The sequence below is a fragment of the Chryseobacterium sp. D764 genome, from assembly GCF_019317325.1.
GTDB lineage: Bacteria > Bacteroidota > Bacteroidia > Flavobacteriales > Weeksellaceae > Chryseobacterium.
Genome location: NZ_CP079219.1, coordinates 1,380,939 through 1,395,382 on the forward strand (window position 1 = coordinate 1,380,939; position 14,444 = coordinate 1,395,382).

At 37.7% G+C, this 14,444-nt stretch carries 16 protein-coding genes; 6 read left to right on the forward strand and 10 right to left on the reverse strand.

The window, feature by feature from the left end:
- Positions 1–6: 6 nt before the first annotated feature.
- From KYG33_RS06285 to tpx, 9 genes are all read right to left on the reverse strand, one after another.
- A complete protein-coding gene (locus tag KYG33_RS06285; RefSeq protein WP_219072868.1) occupies positions 7–597 on the reverse strand; it encodes a Crp/Fnr family transcriptional regulator in 591 nt (196 codons plus the stop codon).
- A gap of 270 nt (positions 598–867) precedes the next feature.
- Positions 868–2,079: a DUF763 domain-containing protein gene (locus tag KYG33_RS06290; protein WP_219072869.1), complete on the reverse strand. Its 1,212-nt coding sequence runs from the start codon at positions 2,077–2,079 to the stop codon at positions 868–870.
- Positions 2,080–2,157: 78 nt separating this feature from the next.
- A complete protein-coding gene (locus KYG33_RS06295; RefSeq protein ID WP_219072870.1) occupies positions 2,158–3,288 on the reverse strand; it encodes an FAD-dependent oxidoreductase in 1,131 nt (376 codons plus the stop codon).
- A 48-nt stretch (positions 3,289–3,336) separates the two neighbouring features.
- Complete coding sequence (locus tag KYG33_RS06300) at positions 3,337–4,170, reverse strand: helix-turn-helix domain-containing protein (protein ID WP_219072871.1); 834 nt, start codon at positions 4,168–4,170, stop codon at positions 3,337–3,339.
- A 7-nt stretch (positions 4,171–4,177) separates the two neighbouring features.
- The gene (locus tag KYG33_RS06305; RefSeq protein WP_219072872.1) at positions 4,178–4,582 is read right to left on the reverse strand and encodes a glyoxalase superfamily protein; all 405 of its coding nucleotides are present in this window, start codon (positions 4,580–4,582) and stop codon (positions 4,178–4,180) included.
- Positions 4,583–4,591: 9 nt separating this feature from the next.
- Positions 4,592–4,939, reverse strand: a complete 348-nt coding sequence (locus KYG33_RS06310) for a VOC family protein (protein WP_077416486.1) — start codon at positions 4,937–4,939, stop codon at positions 4,592–4,594.
- An 86-nt stretch (positions 4,940–5,025) separates the two neighbouring features.
- Positions 5,026–5,715 carry an alpha/beta hydrolase gene (locus tag KYG33_RS06315; protein WP_077416484.1) on the reverse strand — a complete coding sequence of 230 codons (690 nt, stop codon included), beginning with the start codon at positions 5,713–5,715 and terminating at the stop codon, positions 5,026–5,028.
- Between the two features lie 67 nt (positions 5,716–5,782).
- A complete protein-coding gene (locus tag KYG33_RS06320) occupies positions 5,783–6,358 on the reverse strand; it encodes a Crp/Fnr family transcriptional regulator (protein WP_077416483.1) in 576 nt (191 codons plus the stop codon).
- Between the two features lie 84 nt (positions 6,359–6,442).
- Positions 6,443–6,943, reverse strand: a complete 501-nt coding sequence (tpx, locus tag KYG33_RS06325) for a thiol peroxidase (protein ID WP_077416481.1) — start codon at positions 6,941–6,943, stop codon at positions 6,443–6,445.
- 357 nt (positions 6,944–7,300) lie between these two features.
- Here tpx and KYG33_RS06330 point away from each other — a divergent pair, with 357 nt between their 5' ends.
- A complete protein-coding gene (locus KYG33_RS06330; RefSeq protein ID WP_219072873.1) occupies positions 7,301–9,520 on the forward strand; it encodes an NADP-dependent isocitrate dehydrogenase in 2,220 nt (739 codons plus the stop codon).
- A gap of 228 nt (positions 9,521–9,748) precedes the next feature.
- Here KYG33_RS06330 and KYG33_RS06335 read toward each other — a convergent pair whose 3' ends face one another.
- Positions 9,749–10,108, reverse strand: a complete 360-nt coding sequence (locus KYG33_RS06335) for a winged helix-turn-helix transcriptional regulator (protein WP_257468946.1) — start codon at positions 10,106–10,108, stop codon at positions 9,749–9,751.
- A 76-nt stretch (positions 10,109–10,184) separates the two neighbouring features.
- Between KYG33_RS06335 and KYG33_RS06340 the strand changes: the two genes are divergently transcribed.
- The 5 genes from KYG33_RS06340 to KYG33_RS06360 all read left to right on the forward strand — a co-directional run bounded on the left by KYG33_RS06340 (position 10,185) and on the right by KYG33_RS06360 (position 14,357).
- Positions 10,185–10,931, forward strand: a complete 747-nt coding sequence (locus tag KYG33_RS06340) for an SDR family oxidoreductase (protein WP_175627241.1) — start codon at positions 10,185–10,187, stop codon at positions 10,929–10,931.
- A gap of 171 nt (positions 10,932–11,102) precedes the next feature.
- Positions 11,103–12,083 carry a heme-binding domain-containing protein gene (locus KYG33_RS06345; protein ID WP_077416477.1) on the forward strand — a complete coding sequence of 327 codons (981 nt, stop codon included), beginning with the start codon at positions 11,103–11,105 and terminating at the stop codon, positions 12,081–12,083.
- Positions 12,080–12,523 carry a cytochrome P460 family protein gene (locus KYG33_RS06350; protein WP_219072874.1) on the forward strand — a complete coding sequence of 148 codons (444 nt, stop codon included), beginning with the start codon at positions 12,080–12,082 and terminating at the stop codon, positions 12,521–12,523. Before KYG33_RS06345 ends, KYG33_RS06350 begins: the two co-directional genes overlap by 4 nt.
- Positions 12,524–12,598: 75 nt before the next feature.
- Positions 12,599–13,612: a sensor histidine kinase gene (locus KYG33_RS06355; protein ID WP_219072875.1), complete on the forward strand. Its 1,014-nt coding sequence runs from the start codon at positions 12,599–12,601 to the stop codon at positions 13,610–13,612.
- Positions 13,593–14,357, forward strand: a complete 765-nt coding sequence (locus KYG33_RS06360) for a LytR/AlgR family response regulator transcription factor (RefSeq protein ID WP_077416472.1) — start codon at positions 13,593–13,595, stop codon at positions 14,355–14,357. Before KYG33_RS06355 ends, KYG33_RS06360 begins: the two co-directional genes overlap by 20 nt.
- The last annotated feature ends 87 nt before the right edge of the window (positions 14,358–14,444 follow it).

Here is a 14,444-nt window from a genome sequence, read left to right on the forward strand (position 1 = left end):
CAAGATTTAATTTTTCTTAGGATGGGAAACTATTTCTTTACGAATACGGCTTAAGGAGGTGTCTGTAACTCCCAGATAGGAAGCAATCTGCTTCAATGGCGCAAATTGTATGACTTTAGATTTTTGTTCCAGCAGATTAAGGTATCTTCTGGTTGCTGAGAGCGTGAACATTTCTACGGAGCGCTGTTTGTAGGCAAAAAGCTCCTGAGACATCCATGATCTTCCCCATTCCCTGAGATTTGGGATTTTATGGAACAATTCCTGAAACGTATCATAATCCAGCCTCCAGCATTCACAATCTGTAATACAAGCGATATTTTCCTGAGACGGAACTCGCTGAAACATTGACAAAACTTCAATAATCACTTCATTCTCTACGAAAAAATGAGTGGTTACTTCATTTCCGTTGAAATCATTAACATAGGAACGCGCCAATCCGTTTTCAAGAATATAATATTCATTGGCTGTTTTTCCTTCTTCAAGAATGAAATCACCTTTCTGGAAAGATGTTTTTTCATGAGCCTGAAATATTTCAGCAAGCTCTTCAGGGAAGAAGAAGGGAAAATCATAGCAGGTTTCTAAAGCCTTATTGGTCATTGGTGTCAATTTTTTAAGTCTTTAAAAGTAAAATTTTTAATTGAATTAAGAGCAAAAAACATTAAACAAAGAACTCAGCACTTTTATAAAATGACACATACTACACTGAAATGAAAGAGATTTACAGACTGATATTTTTTAAACAACTATTTAAAAAATACTATTTTACCACCCCGGCAAAAATTCAAAGAATTTTTGCCACCCCTCCAAAGGATGGGAATAACTATTTGCCGATGATAGTAATTGTAGATTTTTTACAGGAGATATTTTTTAAAATAGAGAAAGTTGTATGGATTTTGGAGTGCTGGGTTTCTGAGCATCTCCAAATACGGTTTTTCCGCCAAAGCGCCAGGAGTTTTGTCTTTCTTCTTCAATGACCTGCTGGATATCAAAATCCGGAGTGAAGTCCTTTTCTGCTTCGGCAACGATCTGGTGAAGTTTATTTAAAGAGTTTAGCTTATCAGAATTTCCCAGTTTGGACTTTTCTATTCCTCTTCTGAGAATGCTGATACTTTCATCATAGGTATTGACAGGCACAGGGAAAGGATGTCCGTCTTTACCCCCATGAGCAAAGGAAAACCTTGCCGGATCGGCAAATCTTGACGGTGCCCCATGAATTACTTCACTTACCAAAGCCAATGACTGCATGGTTCTTGGTCCTACTCCTTCCAGCAGCAGCAAATCTTCAAAATTCTGTGGCTGCTGTTCCCGGGTAACATATAAAAGAGCTCCCAGGCGTTTCAGATCCACATCGGAAGCCTGAACGTCATGATGGGCAGGAAGAATCAATCTTGCAAAATCTTTCATCACTTCTCCGGAATCGGTATGGGAAATATCTAAAATTCCTTTTCTATTCTCTGCAGCTTCAGTATCGGTAAGGTTAAGAATCTTTCCTCTTGAAATTCCGTTGATTCCTGTGTGAGGCTGCTCTACAAATGAAGTGATGTTTTCGGAATGCCAGTGATATCGTCTTGCTGTTCCATCCGATTCATGCATTCCCTGCTGAATAACACTCCAGTTTCCGTTATCTGAAAGAATGAAATTGTGCAAATACAACTGATACCCATCCTGAATGGCCGTATTATCTACTTTCGCAGAAAGTTTGCTGGCTCTTACCAGATCTGTTCCGTTAAGTCCGGTTTTATCTGCAATTCTGATTAACTCTGAAGGCGTTTCTCTGGAAAGCTTTCCTTTTCCACCACAGATATAAAGTCCCAGCGATTGCGAATTGGGATTAATGGAACGTTTCAGCGCTCCCATGACAGAAGTGGTAATGCCTGAAGAATGCCAGTCCATTCCCATTACCGCTCCAAAACTCTGAAACCAGAAAGGATCTGCCAATCGACGCAATACCTCATCTTTACCGTAATCCATGAGAATGACTTCAATAATGGAAAGTCCCAGCACAGACATACGTTCATACAGCCATGGCGGTACTTTGCCATAGTGAAGAGGTAAATCTGCTGTTCCGGAACGTTTCATTATATTTTTAAAAATGTAAAGTTAAGTTTTATTCCCCTTACTATTTAATGATCCGGATCATTAATTCTACTATTACAATTATTGGATAAGGCTTGTAAAAGAAAAACCGGGATCACGCATTTCCAGTTCATTTTTACTGGATTCCTCCTGTGCTTCTTTAGCGTAGATAAACATTTTTTGTTCGTAAGCATCAATAGCTTCCTCTATGCTTTGATAGTTTCCTTCTATTAGATTTTCTGATAAAATTAAAGCATCCATCAACCCGCTATTTACTCCCTGTCCTGCAAAAGGCGGCATCAGATGAGCAGCATCACCAATAAGTGTTACAGGCAAAGAGCGGTTGTCTTTCCAGGGTTGGTCTAATGGGATCTTCCTTGTTGGCAGCCCTACAAAAAAGGAGGTTGATAGGAATAACTGCTGGTACAGTTCATTCCATGCAGAGAATCTTTTGGCGAGAAACTGACGAACCTGTTCTGTATTCTGAAAGTCCAGGGTACAGCCATCTTTCCATTCTTCGGGCTTTTTGAATATGACTCCATAAGTCAAAGCTCCATTATTAAAAGGATTAGCTACCAATAAATTGCCTTCAAAAGCAGCCATTGGTCTTTTTCCGTCACACCATTCGAAAAATTCAGGACAAGTTTTTTCAGGCTGAGGGACATCTCCCTGGATAATAAAAGTTCCGGTTTCTTCCACTTCCGTATCTGTCACATATTTTCTTACTCTGGACATTCCACCGTTGGCACCGATGACAAGATTGGCAGTTACATCGGGTTTGTCTTTAAAGTGAAGCAACCATTTGCCGTTATTTTCTTCCATTCCTGTAAAGTTCATATCCCAGATTACCGTATCATCTGCCAGACTATCCAATAATATTTCTCTTAAATGATTTCTGTTGATTTCCGGGTTGTCATATTGATTTTCAGGGGTGATTTCTTTCGTAAAAAGTATATTGCAGTGTTCATCAGAAACTTTGATTCCCATAGGCAGCGCCATCTCATAATATTTATCCAACAATCCAGCCTTTTTCATAGCTTTCTGTCCTGATTCTTTATGAAGATCCAATGTGCCGCCCCAAACTCTTGTCTGTGCATTGACATCTCTTTCATAGACTTTTACTTCAACACCTTTTTGCTGTAATAAAACGGCCATGGTTAAACCTACAGGCCCAGCGCCAATAATTGCTGCTTTTTTATGATTCAGTACCATAATTTTTAATGTATTTATTATAGTACAAAATTCCGGAATGCAATGGTATCACGCTTGTACAAATGCGACAAAATCATTGCTTAAGATTTGTTTTCTTTTTCTGGCTTCCCGTGCGAAAGCAGCAGGTGTTATACCACTGTACCGTTTAAATTCTCTGCTTAAATGTGATTGGTCTGTATATCCAAATTCCTGTGCGAGTGCAGCAATTGAAGCTTCCGGAGCGTGCCACAAACGGTTTCTTATCTGTTCAAAACGCATAATTCCGGATATATCCTTTACGGTATGACCGGAAGACTGCTTAAATTTTCTTTCCAGCGTACGGACTGTTGTATGGGCTGAATTTGCCACCTGATTGACAGGGATCACTCCATTATTTTTTATCATGGCAGCACCTGCTTTGAAGAGCAGACTGTCTATTGTAATCTGTGAATGTAATTTCAGAAAATATTGTTCTACCTGAGAGACAGCTTCCTCTATTTTCCTCTGATTGATGAGATCATTCAATATAGTTTGAAGCTGTACAACGGGATGTTCAAATGTATGGACTCCGTTTTCAGTTTTTTCTGATGACAGTCCCAACAAATCAAAAACAGCCCATGGAAAACACCTGATCCCGATAATTTCCAGTTGGTTTTGAGCATGAAAAAGAGCAGGCTGATTGAGCAGTCCCATAATGAACGGAGAAGGTAAATCCTGTAAAATTCCCTGATGGGTAATACTGCATCCACTTCCAAAATGAAAGATGATCTCGGCATAACCATCCGGCATCACCGTAAATCCAGACTGTTGTTCACCATAGTCTCTTCTGTTATACCAAAAACATTTAATGGTATCCCTAAGTTCTTCCGGAACTGCAAACTCCTGATGTATATTTGAAAACATTGCTTTATTAATCGTGAGAGTACAGTTTCAGATCTTTATGTTTTGCTTCATTATATTCTTCTTCAAAGGTAATTTTATTTCCAAAAGGGTCAATTACAGTAAACGATACGGATCCGTAAAACGTTTTTTCAAGTCCGGGACGGTTATATTTATATTTTTTGTCAATAAGTTCTTTATGATATTCCGGAACGCCTTCACCCCAGACCGCAATCCTTGTTCCGGGCGTTCCATCTCCGTGATGTTCACTTAAATGGAAAATGATATTTTCTCTTTTCACTTCCATATAAACGGGAGTATTTTCATCAAAATAATGTTCCCAGACGATCACGAATCCCAGCCAGTCTACATAAAATTCTTTTGTTTTCTGATAGTCAAAGATTCTTAGTATAGGAATAATACGTTCTGCTTTCATTGTATGTTTTTATTGGTGAGACAAGATATTGATCAGTTTCTGAAATGGATCTTTAACGAAAAATCTGCGGACTCCCCAGTCTTCATCGGTTAGATGATAAGTAATTTCAAAACCGGCATTTTTCATTTTGTCATAGATTTCATCTACATTATCTACTTCAATGGAAAGATCGGGAACTTCTGTATTGTTTCCTCCCTGTTCGGCAAAACTGATCTGAATTTTTGCTTCTTCATCGTTTCCCAATGTTTTAATCCAGCCATGATCCATCAGAACATCCAGTTCCAGAATATCCTGATAAAACTGATTGGCTTTGGAAAGATCATCCGTTTTGATATTGGCTACAATTCTTTTTACCATTTTGCACTAGTTTTTCATTAAAAAAAGCCTTGTGAAATTACATAAAATTTCACAAGGCTTAATAAATTATTGTATTGTATCTTGTATTAAATGGAAGCTGCCGCTTCTAAAATCAACTGGGTAACTTCTTCAGGATGTGATGCCAATGAAGCATGTCCTGCATCCAGAGAGATTATTTTTTTAGGTTCAAGACGCTCTGCCATTTCTTTTTCAGTTTCTGCAGGGATCATACGGTCCTGCAATGAGATCTGATACCAACTTGGGCGTGTTTTCCATGCCGGTTCGCCCGCAACATCACCAAAACACTGACCATGAATAGGTTTTTGCGATAATGACATAACCAGTGCTTTTTCATCATCTAAATCCTGGCAGAAAGCAGATTTAAATTCATTGTATTTAATCCATAAAAAACCTTTGTTATCAGGATAAATGCTTGCTCCACCCGGTGATTCTCTTCTTCCTAACAGAGATCCCAAACTATCTCCGGCATCAGGTGCAAAAGCAGCAATATAAACCAATCCGGCTACTTTATCATGGTGCCCGGCTCCTGAAATAACGGCTCCTCCATAAGAATGTCCAACTAAAAGCACTTTCCCTTCCTGGGCATCAATAAGGTCTTTTGTCTTATTAATATCATCCTGCAGCGACGTTAATGGGTTCTGAACACTTCTTACTTTATATCCTGCTTTTGTCAATGAAGGAATCACGTATTGCCAGTGTGATCCGTCTCCCCATGCTCCGTGTACCAAAATAATGGTTAAATCTTTTTGTTCCATAATGATTGTGTTAAAATTTGATAATGGTAAAGCTACGGTATAAAATGTCGGTGGAAGTTAACTTAAGTTAATTTACAATACGGCTTCTTATACGGCTGAGTGACTGTTCTGTTATACCAAGGTAACTGGCAATATATTTCTGAGCGATTTTCTGAAAAAGAGCAGGTTGTTTTTTTACAAGATTAAGGTATCTGTTTTCAGGGGAAAAACACAGCAGGTCGTCGATCCGTTTCTTGGCATCCAGATAAATCTTTTCACTCATCATTCTCCCAAACTGCTGCCAATAGGCTTCTTTTTTATATAGATTCTGCAGATGATCTTTACTCAGCAATAATATTTCACAGTTTTCCAGCGCCTGAATATTCATATTGGAGACTGTATCACAAAGTATGCTTTCATAATCGGTAAAAAATTCATTTTCAAAATAGAATCCAAAATTGATTTCACGTCCCTGATCATTGATATAGAAAGACCTGATGGTTCCTTTTTTGATAAAGCCCAGATATTTGCATTTTTCTCCCTGCTTCAGAAAAAAGTCAGATTTTAAAAGCACTGTATCATGAAGTAAAGCGTAGAATTCTTTAAAATGATCTGAATCTACCTGAAAAAGTTCTCCGTATTTCTTGTAATGGTCTTGCATCATTTGGTGTTGTTGATTAGATTTTACATTCAAAAAAAGCCTTGCAAAAATTACATTCACAAGGCTTTTCTACAAAAATTATTTCTATTATTTCAATGCTGCAAGAGCTGCATCGTAATTAGGTTCGTCAGCAATTTCCGGAACCTGTTCCGTATATACTACTTTGTTGTTTTCGTCTGTAACGATCACGGCACGGCTCAATAACCCTTTCAAAGGAGAATCTGCGATTGTCACTTCATAATCATCTCCAAAGCTGCTTCTGAAATCTGAAAGTGTTTCAACATTATTCAACCCTTCAGCGGCACAGAATCTTCCTAAAGCGAATGGAAGGTCTTTTGAAACATTGATGATTACTGTATTGTCAAGTTTTGAAGCCTCTTCATTGAATTTTCTTGAAGAAGCAGCACAAGTAGGCGTATCAATACTTGGGAAAATATTGAATACTTTTTTCTTTCCTGCAAAAGTTTCAAGCGTTTTTACCGCTAATCCTGAATCTACCAATGCAAAATCTTTTACTGTGGTTCCTACAGATGGTAATGCTCCTATTGTGTGTACTTCGTTTCCTTTTAAAGTGATTGTCGTGGACATAATTTTATTTTTTTAGTTTTTCAAATTTAATCAAAAAAGAAAATTTTTCCCGACTTATTATGGTTAAATTAATCTTAAAGTGAAAATAAAACTTTTTCACCTGCTCATCGGTTTTCAAACAAAATTACTTACGCACCTGCGATCCTAAAAAAAATAAGTTTCAGACTGCAAAAGTTCAATACCTGAAATAATAGAATTATTTTTAGAATTAATGGCAGCACATCCGGAAGCAATACAATTGCACAGATATAAAATTAAAGATATAAAAGCCACTTTTTTATGGAAATATCCTAAATAAAACAATGATATTTACTAAATTTGTGGGACTTAAAATTTCAAATAAAAAATAACAGTATAATGTCAGAAAAATCAAAAATCTATTACACACTTACTGATGAAGCTCCAATGCTTGCTACTCACTCGTTTTTACCCATTGTAAAAGCTTTCACAAAATCAGCAGATATCGAAATCTCGGTTCCGGATATTTCTTTGTCAGGAAGAATTCTTGCCAACTTCCCTGAGTTTTTAAAAGACGACCAAAAAATAGGTGATGCTTTGGCTGAACTAGGCCAACTGGCAACTCAACCTGACGCTAATATCATTAAGCTACCTAACATTTCTGCTTCTGTACCTCAACTGGATGCAGCAATCGCTGAACTACAAGGTAAAGGTTTCGCCGTTCCAAACTATCCTGCAGAACCTAAAAATGATGATGAAAAAGCAATCAAAGCTAAATATGCTAAAGTATTAGGAAGTGCTGTAAACCCCGTATTAAGAGAAGGAAACTCTGACAGACGTGCTCCAAAAGCTGTTAAAAACTATGCAAAAGCAAACCCTCACAGAATGGGTGACTGGGCATCTGACAGCAAAACTGACGTAGCTCACATGAACAATGGTGATTTCTACGGTACAGAAACTTCTACAACATTAGAAAACGCTACAAAATACAAAATCGTATTCAAAGGAAACGACGGTTCTGAGTCTGTATTAAAAGACTTTGCAGGTCTTCAGGCTGGTGAAGTAATTGATTCTTCTGTAATGAACTTAAATGCATTAAAGGCATTTGTTCAGGAAGCGATTGAGGAAGCTAAGAAAAAAAATGTACTTCTTTCTGCTCACCTTAAAGCTACGATGATGAAAATCTCTGATCCTATCATTTTCGGGGCTATCGTTGAGACGTTCTTCAAAGAAGTATTTATTAAATATGCTGAGACTTTCAAGTCTTTAGACATCAATCCAAATAACGGTCTTGCTGATCTTTTTGATAAAATCAAAGGAAATGCTCAGGAAGCTGATATCAAAGCTGATATTGAAAAAGCTCTTGCTGCAGGACCTAGAGTGGCAATGGTAAATTCTGACAAAGGAATTACGAATTTCCACGTACCTTCTGATATCATTGTTGATGCCTCTATGGCTGCTCTTGTAAGAGGCGGAGGTAAAATGTGGAACAAAGAAGGAAACGAAGAAGATACAGTGTGTATCATTCCGGACCGTTCTTACGCTGGTTTCTATCAGTCTGTAATTGACGATATGAAAGCGCACGGAAAATTAGACCCTACAACAATGGGATCTGTTCCAAACGTAGGTTTAATGGCTCAAAAAGCTGAAGAATATGGTTCTCACGATAAAACTTTCCAATTAACTGCTGACGGAACTGTAGAAGTTCAGGATGAAGCTGGAAACGTTCTTCTTTCTCAAAAAGTAGAAAAAGATGATATCTTCAGAATGTGTCAGACAAAAGATGCTCCTATCCAGGACTGGGTAAAATTAGCGGTAAACAGATCAAGATTATCTGATACTCCGGCTATCTTCTGGTTAGACAAAGGAAGAGCTCACGATAGAGAAATCATCAAAAAAGTAAAGAAATATCTTGCTGATCATGATACAACAGGTCTTGACATCAGAATTCTTGATGTAAAAGATGCCATGACTGAAACGCTGAAGAGAGCAAGAGAAGGTAAAGACACTATTTCTGTTTCCGGAAACGTATTAAGAGATTATTTAACTGACCTTTTCCCTATCCTTGAGCTTGGTACTTCTGCAAAAATGCTTTCTATCGTTCCATTGATGAACGGTGGTGGTTTATTTGAAACAGGCGCCGGAGGTTCTGCTCCGAAACACGTTGAGCAGTTCTTAGAAGAAGGATACTTAAGATGGGATTCTCTAGGTGAATTCTTAGCACTTCAGGCTTCTTTAGAGCACCTGGCACAAACTCAGGGAAATACAAAATCTCAGGTTTTAGCTGATGCATTGGATGAAGCTAATGCTAAGTTCTTAGCTACAGATAAATCTCCTGCAAGAAAAGTAGGTCAGATCGACAACAGAGGTTCTCACTTCTATTTAGCAATGTACTGGGCTGAAGCGTTGGCTAACCAGACTGCTGATGCTGAATTGGCAGCTAAGTTTGCTCCTGTTGCACAGGTAATGCAGGAAAACGAAGAGGTAATCAATGCAGAATTAATAGGTGCTCAGGGTAAACCTCAGAACATTGAAGGATACTACAAAACTGATACGTATAAAACATATGCAGCAATGAGACCTAGTACAGTTTTAAATGAAATTATTGACGGAATCTAATTTTTCGTTCTGATATAGATAAAAGCTCCTTTTTAAGGGGCTTTTTTTGTTTCTAACTACTCTGTCAAAAATATACCGATAAAGACCACCCCGTCAAAAATTCTTTGAATTTTCGCCACCCCTCCGGAGGAGGGGAATATTGAGCGTGTACTTATTAATCAAGGTAAACATCGGCAACTCCCTAATCCCTACAACCTATCACCTGCAACCTAATATCTGCCATCTCACCTACCTATCCTCCACAATCACTCTCCTATGCTCTCTGCCCCAATTGATCATTTCCTGGATGATATTTCCAAAGGTTCTGCAGTATGCTGTGGGTTCATATTCTATTAAAACGGGAGTTTCCGGGTAAACGGTACGTTTTAACAGTTTATTCATTTCCATATCTTTCAGTTCTTTTGAAAGCATTCTGGTGGTAATTCCGGGAATACTCCTTTCAATTTCCCTGAAACGTCTGTTCCCGTTACAAAGTGAATTGATCACAGGAATTCGCCATTTCCCTCCGATAAAATAAAGGGTATCCTGTAAAGCTCTAAGTTCTTCTGTCTGATCTCTTTCCATAGCTGCAAAGTTAAGTGATATCATGAATGATACTGGTATACTCTGTGATACTGATTACAAAAGTATACCGTTTTGAAATAACTTTGTCAAAAATTTTACAATGAAAAAATTCAGTAACAAACTGGCTATCGTAACAGGAGGAAACAGCGGAATAGGATTCGCTGCCGCAAAAGAACTTATTTCAGAAGGAGCAACGGTTATTATCACAGGAAGACGAAAGGAAGCTGTAGAAAAAGCCGCTCAGGAACTTGGAGCCATTCCTTTCATCGCAGACCAGGCAAACCTTAATGATATTGATCTTTTAAAGGAAGAAGTAGAGAAACAGTTCGGGAAAATAGATATCCTGTTTATTAACGCAGGAATTACAGGAAGCCTGACTCCAATTGAGAATATGGATGTCGAAAATTTTGATCAGGTGATGAACATCAATTTCAGGGGTGCATATTTTACATTAAGCAAATTCATTCCTTTATTGAATGACGGCGCTTCTGTCATATTTTTATCATCTATTGTGGCTTCTACTTATAAACCCAACAGTTCAGCGTATCAGGCAAGTAAAGCCGCATTGAACTCGATTGCAAAAACGGCAGCGGCAGAATTAGCTCCAAGAAAAATCAGGGTGAATATGATAAGCCCCGGTCCTATAAAAACCGAGATTATGAGCAAAGCCGGTCTTGATGAAGAAACTTTAAAAAATATTCAAAATCATCTCATAGACCAGATTCCATTGAAGAAAATGGGAGCCGCTGAAGAAGTTGCCAAACTGGTTACCTATTTGTCAGATGATCAGATTTCAAGTTACGTCACAGGAACCGAAATTGTGATAGACGGCGGTATTACTTTATAAATAATAGGTTTAATCAAATCCTGGTAACATAATTACCGGGATTTTTCTTGTGTATTTTCGGGACTTAAAATTCTGTATTCACCTTTTGATTTGTCCGGTTAAGCCTGTTTTCCGTTTCGCGGCATATACCATCCATTTACTTTTGATCCAGAAATAAAAACAATACTCATTATGGATACCGTAAAGAAAAAAAGAAATCCCATTGCTATCGTATTTCTGGCTATACTAGGAATCTTCGGAGGGTTGCAGCTATTCAGCAACCCCCTGGAAGGAAAACCTGTTACAGGAAAAATTGAAGCACCAAGGGAAGTGATCAGTATTCTTGAAAACTCATGCTTTAGTTGTCATTCCAATCAGCAAAACCTCAGCTGGTATGATAAAATTGCCCCTGTTTCCTGGGCTGTGAATAAAGACATCAGGAGAGCCCGGGAAGTCCTGAATTTTTCAGAATGGGAAAAACTATCTCCTGCTGAACATCAGGGAAATATGTATGCAATTCTTAATATGATGCAAAGCGGAAAAATGCCTCTTCATGAATACACTCTTCTGCATCCATCTGCTAAGATTACCCCAAAAGATATTGAAATCATTAAAAAATATACACTTTCATTATCTTCAGTAAATCCGGCAGCACAACATAAGAATAAACCTCAACCCTCTTCCACTACCTTTGTTTCAGCTCCCACAAATTTTCCGGTTTCACCCAATGGAGTTCAGTACACTCCTGATTTTAAAAACTGGAAAGTGATCAGTATGAGTACGCTGTTTGACAAATCCATCCGTGTCATCTACGGAAATGATATTGCTGTAAAAGCTGTAGAAACAGAAAACTTTCATCCATGGCCAGACGGAAGTATTGTCGTAAAATCCGTATGGAAACAGGAAGAACTTTCTAACGGGGAAATCAGACCTGGAAAATTTATCAATGCTCAGTTTATGGTAAAAGATTCCCATCAATATAAAGACACTGAAGGCTGGGGATTTGCAAAATTCTCCGGAGATGATCTTCATCCTACAGGAAAAACTGCATCTTTTGCTAAAGAATCATGCATCGCCTGCCACAGACAGCTCGCAGAAAAAACAGGCTATCTTTTTGATGTTCCGATGAAAGTAAATACCCAAAGATTAATCCAAAATTTACAGAAAAAATGAAAAATGCAATCTTGATTTTAATGATAAGCCTTGTTGCTCTTACCGCTTGCAGCAAAGAAAACAACGATAAAGATAATGGGCTTTCGAGAATTGTTTTTGACCCGGGAAATTTAAAATTTATCTCCAATTCTTTGAATCCTAAGAAAGAAACGATGTCCGCTTTATACGGCAATGAAAAAGCTTTGGAATCTTTATCGAAAGAAAGCCAGACACCGGAAGTTGGTGCTGTTATGAAACTGGTGACCTGGAAATATCACGACAACCCTCAATATATTGGCGGTACCATCACAGGTGAATTGGTAAGTATCGAAACAGTTCAGACCGATCAGTCGGGAAATATTTCTTATGCCGTTAAAGATGATCTTACAGAAAGCAGTTCTCCTGATAAAGAAGAAAGAATAAAGTACTTCATGAGCTACCGTCCTGTTAGCAGACCATAACAGATGTCCCTCACTATTTATCATAATATTTTCAATAAAAAGCATTAATTTAACCTTTTCAAATCAGCAGATTTCATGCAACAGCAAAAAATAAAAATTTCACAAGCCATTATCTGGATAAGTTCTATTTTTCTGGGTATTTTATCTTCTGTTCCTCAGCTTGCTTCTCATGAATTCAACTGGAAAGAAGCGATAGTCAACTCAGCTATTACCGCAGCATTTTCCATCATCATGTGGTATGCCAACATTTATATGTTAAATCGTACCGCAAAACGGAGACAGCAGATTTCCTACTCAAGATTGATGGTCGTACTGGCTTTCGGGATGATAATTATGTTTGGACTTGCCTGGATTCAGCAGCTTATTTTATCTCATATCAATTTCGGCCCGGTAATGCTAATGGTTGAAGTAAGAGGAATTTTAATCAATCTGGTATGTTATATGTTTTTGACACTGCTTCAGAATAACTATACAGGCCAGCAGATACAGCTTGAACTGGAGAAGGTAAAAAGTGACAATTTAGGAGCTCAGTATGAATTATTAAAACAACAGATCAACCCGCATTTTCTTTTCAACAGTTTGAATACATTAAAATTAATGGCAGAAACACATGACGAAGAAACGGTTGATTTCATTGTAAAACTTTCTGATTTTTACCGATTTACACTTGAAAGCAGAAAACTGGACCTGATCAGTGTTCAGGAAGAAATGAAAATAGTAGACGCTTATCTTTTTCTTCAAAAAGCACGTTTTGGTGAAGGAATTAAGTTTACCAACGATCTCGGAAAAGAAACTGACCCAACCCTTATTCCTCCTTTTACGCTTCAGCTTTTGGTAGAGAACTGCATCAAGCACAATATTGTTTCGCAAAGTAAACCTCTGCACATTAAAATATATACCGCTGATGATCAAATTGTGATTGAGAATCCTATACAGCGAAAGATGAATACTGAAGATTCTCTGGGAGTGGGACTTGATAATATTAAAATGCGTTACAAACACTTACTGGAAAAGGAAATTACGATTAACTCAGACGAAAAAAACTTTCAGATAAAACTACCATTAATTCATGAATATCATCATTATTGAAGACGAATTCAGGGCTGCAAAATCCCTTCAGAATTTAATTTCAGATTTAAAACCGGATTCTAAGATACTGGGGATTTACGACAGTATCGAAACAAGTATTGAAGGCTTGAAAGACGTGAAACCCGATCTCATTTTTATGGACATCCAGCTTTCGGACGGACTTTCATTTGAGATTTTCAAATCAGTGGACATTACATGCCCGGTGGTTTTCTGTACAGCCTTTGATCAGTATATGCTGGATGCTTTTAAGAGTAAAGGCGTTGATTATGTTTTAAAACCATTTTCTAAAGAAGATATTGCTGAAGCTCTGAGAAAGGTTGACGAATTAAAAAAATTCTTTCAGAAGAATGACCTTCCTGACCTGGAACTGTTGATACAAAAAATCAACCAGCCTGCTTCTGCCGGGAAGAGTAATTTTCTGGTATTTAAAAATCAAAAATATACAACGATTCCTACGGAAGACATTGCCTATTTTTATATCCATAATGAAATAACCCATCTGGTAACCTTCGGCAAAGAGCAGTTTTCCCTTAGTCAGCCTTTGGGACAAGTTGCGGAACAGGTCTCTGATAAACAATTCTTCAGGGTTAACAGACAATATTTGGTTAATTTCAAAGCTATTAAAGAGATGGAACATTATTTTCAACGTAAAATACTGGTGAAACTTACTGTTGAAACACCTGAAAAACTTCTTATTAATAAAGAAAAGACTCATAGTTTCTTTACCTGGCTGGAAGATAGATAGAGGAGTTGAAAGGCTGAAAGTGAAAGGCTGGAAGCTGGAAGTACTTGCAGTCATTCTAAGAAATAGAACTCTTTTGAAATACATTAT

What these genes read in the sequence shown, in the direction of transcription:
- KYG33_RS06295 (WP_219072870.1), bottom strand. Translation starts at nt 3,288, where the DNA reads ATGGTACTGAATCATAAAAAAGCAGCAATTATTGGCGCTGGGCCTGTA.
- KYG33_RS06315 (WP_077416484.1), bottom strand. Translation starts at nt 5,715, where the DNA reads ATGGAACAAAAAGATTTAACCATTATTTTGGTACACGGAGCATGGGGA.
- KYG33_RS06360 (WP_077416472.1), top strand. Translation starts at nt 13,593, where the DNA reads ATGAATATCATCATTATTGAAGACGAATTCAGGGCTGCAAAATCCCTT.
- KYG33_RS06285 (WP_219072868.1), bottom strand. Translation starts at nt 597, where the DNA reads ATGACCAATAAGGCTTTAGAAACCTGCTATGATTTTCCCTTCTTCTTC.
- KYG33_RS06350 (WP_219072874.1), top strand. Translation starts at nt 12,080, where the DNA reads ATGAAAAATGCAATCTTGATTTTAATGATAAGCCTTGTTGCTCTTACC.
- KYG33_RS06335 (WP_257468946.1), bottom strand. Translation starts at nt 10,108, where the DNA reads ATGATATCACTTAACTTTGCAGCTATGGAAAGAGATCAGACAGAAGAA.
- tpx (WP_077416481.1), bottom strand. Translation starts at nt 6,943, where the DNA reads ATGTCCACGACAATCACTTTAAAAGGAAACGAAGTACACACAATAGGA.
- KYG33_RS06330 (WP_219072873.1), top strand. Translation starts at nt 7,301, where the DNA reads ATGTCAGAAAAATCAAAAATCTATTACACACTTACTGATGAAGCTCCA.
- KYG33_RS06320 (WP_077416483.1), bottom strand. Translation starts at nt 6,358, where the DNA reads ATGATGCAAGACCATTACAAGAAATACGGAGAACTTTTTCAGGTAGAT.
- KYG33_RS06290 (WP_219072869.1), bottom strand. Translation starts at nt 2,079, where the DNA reads ATGAAACGTTCCGGAACAGCAGATTTACCTCTTCACTATGGCAAAGTA.
- KYG33_RS06310 (WP_077416486.1), bottom strand. Translation starts at nt 4,939, where the DNA reads ATGGTAAAAAGAATTGTAGCCAATATCAAAACGGATGATCTTTCCAAA.
- KYG33_RS06355 (WP_219072875.1), top strand. Translation starts at nt 12,599, where the DNA reads ATGCAACAGCAAAAAATAAAAATTTCACAAGCCATTATCTGGATAAGT.
- KYG33_RS06340 (WP_175627241.1), top strand. Translation starts at nt 10,185, where the DNA reads ATGAAAAAATTCAGTAACAAACTGGCTATCGTAACAGGAGGAAACAGC.
- KYG33_RS06300 (WP_219072871.1), bottom strand. Translation starts at nt 4,170, where the DNA reads ATGTTTTCAAATATACATCAGGAGTTTGCAGTTCCGGAAGAACTTAGG.
- KYG33_RS06305 (WP_219072872.1), bottom strand. Translation starts at nt 4,582, where the DNA reads ATGAAAGCAGAACGTATTATTCCTATACTAAGAATCTTTGACTATCAG.
- KYG33_RS06345 (WP_077416477.1), top strand. Translation starts at nt 11,103, where the DNA reads ATGGATACCGTAAAGAAAAAAAGAAATCCCATTGCTATCGTATTTCTG.